Consider the following 3,655-nt stretch of genomic DNA (forward strand, 5'->3'; position numbering starts at 1 on the left):
GCTTGCAGGTGACGGCGACGTTCTGCTTGAAGACGCCAGAGGCGGGATCGGCAGCTCGTCGGATCTCGTGAGCGCCATGGCAATCGGTGCAGGTTGCGGCAGTGAGATTGCCTTTCTGTAGGATGGCCAAACAGGAGACAGGACAGGGGGCGGTGCGAAGCATCGCGAATCAGGTATTTGATGTTTTCCCCTACAGCGCCACGGTAACCCAGGTAATGATATTGTGACAAGAGGCAGTTGAACAGCGCATAATCCTCCGATTTGAGGCTTACAACCGTGATCCGAAGGGGAATCAATGCCTTGAGACTGTCGCTGATCCCTTCCTTTCGATATGGAACAGATGGATAAGAAGGACGGGACGTAAAAGTAAGTTTCCCCTGGCGGGGAGGCAACACAATAGAGCCAGCTCGCTCCAGTTTCAGCAGGAGGCTGCGGCAGGCCATGTCTTTGTATTGCCCTGTGGGACTTTGCCAGTTCCACAACCTGCAAATCTCCAAAGAGAGGCGGGTGCGGTGCCAGTCGGGGTTGGCAGTAAGCAGCTGTCGGATTTGCTGGACATTTACGGTCATGGATTGTTCCATGCCGTGGAATATCACATAAAAAAACGCGTGAGTCCAGCAAAAATGAAGGGGTTCATGAAACTTTTTTAAGGGGTATTCCGTCAGGAAGAAATCACACCTGTTTTATTACTCCATGCTCAGTAGCGGCAAATTATGTGCCGAACAGTATTGTGTCTGTCCCTATTTTCCCTAATTATTTTCCCTATTTTCCAGGATTGATCTCAAGGACTTCCTGGACGATCTGGCTCACTCGCCGTGCCTGTCTGGGGCACGCGTACCAGCACGTCGTGTCGTCGCTCTTTCTTGAGTTTTGGCGATTCAGAGGCTAAGCCGACCGTCTCCTTGATAGATGCCGCAACAGACGTTGGCGGCTGCGCAGAGACAAGGCCAAAGAAGTAGGTGCTGTCGCCTTGGTGACTGGACCCCCCGACGCAGAGAAGGGAGTCGAAGTTAACTATGATCCTATTGCTCCACTTGTGCACGGATCCGAGGCCTATCCTTCCAGGACCGTCGCCAGTGACGACATAGAGCACATCTCCGGCCTTCCCATCTCCATTGTAATCAAGATGGTCAATAAAGGAGCCGAACTCAAGCGTTACAGACTCCAGACACGACAGGTTCTTGGTCGCAACGCCCTTGACATCAACCATGGTCTCAACGGCCTTCGAGAGATCAATCTGGTACTCATACCCGTACAGACCGCTCGCCGGCGTACCTGACTTGCCCACGAAGGTGCGGGAATGGAGGAAACTCGTTCCCCCAGCCGACATAGGGATAGGAGTGGTAAGACTGTCGGTGGCGGTCACCGTACAGGATGGATCAAAGAGGCAGTAAATGGCTGAAGCTCGCACATTGACGGTTGTGAGATGAATCTCGCGCTTCACCTCGCACCCCATAGTGAGGACCAAACCCAGCACCACGCTCATGAAAACGGGCATCCTTCCGATCATCCCCTACTCCTTCTTTCTCCCATGGTTACGCCTGGGTGCTCTCTATTCATTTGCTTCTTTACGATCGCCTCATAGGCGCTCAGCGGTTTCTCAAGTCCGAACCGAAAACCGGGACTCCGGTCCGCTCCCCGCGCCGCCACGCGGAAAACCGGTGTTCCGCTTCCTTGATCCAGGCTTCTTCCACCTTGGTCATGCGCGCAGTCAACGCAGCACCCAACGTACCGGGGACATCAACACTCTTCACGCGTGCTGAACTTGCTTGTCGGCTTGTACGAAGTGGATTTCCACCCGCTGATTCAGTGCGGCGGCAATTCTATTCAACATCGCCAGTGAGTGACCTTCATAGTCCGCATTCTCCAGCCGGCAAATGACGGAGGCCGTAGTACTTACCAGCTTAGCCAGTTGGCGTTGCGTCAACCCGGCCTGGACGCGCAGGGCGGCAATTTGCCGGGCCACACTGTCGTTGGCGCGCGCTTCCTCAAGCGCCGCGAGCCGTTCGGGTCTGCCTTTGTAATAGCGACGGTGGAGAATTTCCACGGCATCGGTGGTGGCCGATTTCTTGGTTTTAGGCATCGTCACACCTCCTGGTAGGTATGCTGCTCCGGCGCCCGCTCAAACTTGTGCTTCCGCCGGAGCGCTTCATTGAAGTCGCGTGTCGGCACCACACGCTCTTTGAGCAGACCATGGGCGAGAACAGCGGCAACCTTCCCGTGAAAGAAATACAGGATTCGGTAATTCACCCCCTGTAGCCCAATCCGCAGCTCGTGGATGCCGTCTCCGAGATAGTCTGCCTCGGGGCGGCGGAGTTCGTGCCCCAGTTCTTGGAGTCTCTCGATCTTAACTTGGCACTTATCCTGAGCTTTGGGCGACAGGGTGTCCAACCATTCGAGCGCCGGCACCGTACCGTCATCTTCCCGATAGAACACTACACGAGTTGAGGACACCGAATCGCTCTCTTGCTAGGCGCGTCACATGTTCGCATTATTGCGAATGGCTGTCAAGTGGACACTTCGAGTCATGCGAGCGTCCACCGGATCGAAAACAGCGTCGTCTGCGAGACGCGTTGCTGCAACTTGCCCTCAATCTCGGCAATGAGCCGCTCCCGGCGATGATCTATTTCGTCCTGGGCGTCGAAGAGTGCGCGGCGTTTCGCATTGCGCTGAGATTCTAAGGCCTTGACCTACTTTTGGCCGGCCAGTTTCTCCAGGCTGTCAGATGGGCAGCACTTGGTCAGCTCATGCGCGAAGTGCTTGGCCTGGTAATCCGTAAGGTTCATCGAGTGACCCAGCCATGTATATGCCGATGCGGGAGTTTAGGTGGAGCAAGAGTACCACTTCTTGCTTCTCGTTGCATCTAAAGGAGGACTGAATCACCGAGGACAGAAGTGAAAGACCCGACGAGGCTGAAATCGTCAGACTGAGACAGCCGGGTGTGGGTGGGGGCTGAGGAGGGAATTACGTTGCCTGGAGCGAGGAGCGGGCAGGAACTGGCTTGGTGGCGCTAACCACGAAGCCAGTTCCTGCCCGAATAAACGTGTTCTACGCCCCCTGAACGCTCCGTGGCTCGGTGGTGGAGCCCGTGCTTCGCCAGCCGGCAGTCCCGTTTACGCGTCCACTCACTGGTCGGCTGAAGGACTTGCCTGTGAACGGCTTTGCAGTCACGCGGTGTGGGCGGACTGCGCGAGGGCTCGTGGGGTGCTGCCCCGCGGTCACGCTTGCGGCGGGACCCGCCGTAATCCCTGACGTAGCACGACGCGCTACATTCGCCTTCGCCCGGACCCGCTCGTCCGCTTTTCGGGTGCGGATAGCCGCAATGCGGTCGGCAAGGGGAACCTCAAAGCGCTCTGTCGGTGTCTTAGCGTAATTGAACTCCGGGACCTTCTGGCGTGGCAGGCGTGTCCCGATGGCGCGCTCGATGGCGCGTAGAGTGTCCTCTTCATTCGGTGAGACGAGGGTGTAGGCCTCGCCTGTCGCGTCCATCCGGCCCGTACGTCCGACCCGGTGGATGTAATCCTCTGAGAGCTGCGGAACGTCGAAATTCACGACGAGGCCTAACCCCTCCACGTCGATGCCGCGAGCGGCGACGTCGGTCGCGACGAGGACGCGACAGCGTCCCCGCTTGAAGCTGGTCAGGGCGTCGGTCCTT

Annotated in this window: 5 protein-coding genes; all 5 read right to left on the minus strand. The window is 57.1% G+C overall.

Annotated features, from left to right (window positions below; genetic code table 11):
• Positions 1–581: Druantia anti-phage system protein DruA (locus CLG94_RS14065; RefSeq protein WP_121592139.1), on the minus strand; the 581-nt coding region annotated here is incomplete at its 3' end.
• A gap of 200 nt (positions 582–781) precedes the next feature.
• Positions 782–1,510 carry a hypothetical protein gene (locus CLG94_RS11945; protein WP_107563843.1) on the minus strand — a complete coding sequence of 243 codons (729 nt, stop codon included), beginning with the start codon at positions 1,508–1,510 and terminating at the stop codon, positions 782–784.
• A 240-nt stretch (positions 1,511–1,750) separates the two neighbouring features.
• Positions 1,751–2,083, minus strand: coding sequence for a helix-turn-helix transcriptional regulator (locus CLG94_RS11950; RefSeq protein ID WP_107563845.1), 333 nt, complete (start codon positions 2,081–2,083; stop codon positions 1,751–1,753).
• 2 nt (positions 2,084–2,085) lie between these two features.
• Positions 2,086–2,454 (minus strand): type II toxin-antitoxin system RelE/ParE family toxin, encoded by a 369-nt coding sequence (locus CLG94_RS11955; RefSeq protein WP_107563846.1) that lies wholly within the window; start codon positions 2,452–2,454, stop codon positions 2,086–2,088.
• Between the two features lie 594 nt (positions 2,455–3,048).
• Positions 3,049–3,655 (minus strand): helicase-related protein (locus CLG94_RS11965; protein WP_133174599.1); only part of this gene is annotated, 607 nt, incomplete at its 5' end.

The sequence above is a fragment of the Candidatus Methylomirabilis limnetica genome (genome assembly GCF_003044035.1).
GTDB classification, from domain to species: Bacteria; Methylomirabilota; Methylomirabilia; order Methylomirabilales; family Methylomirabilaceae; genus Methylomirabilis; species Methylomirabilis limnetica.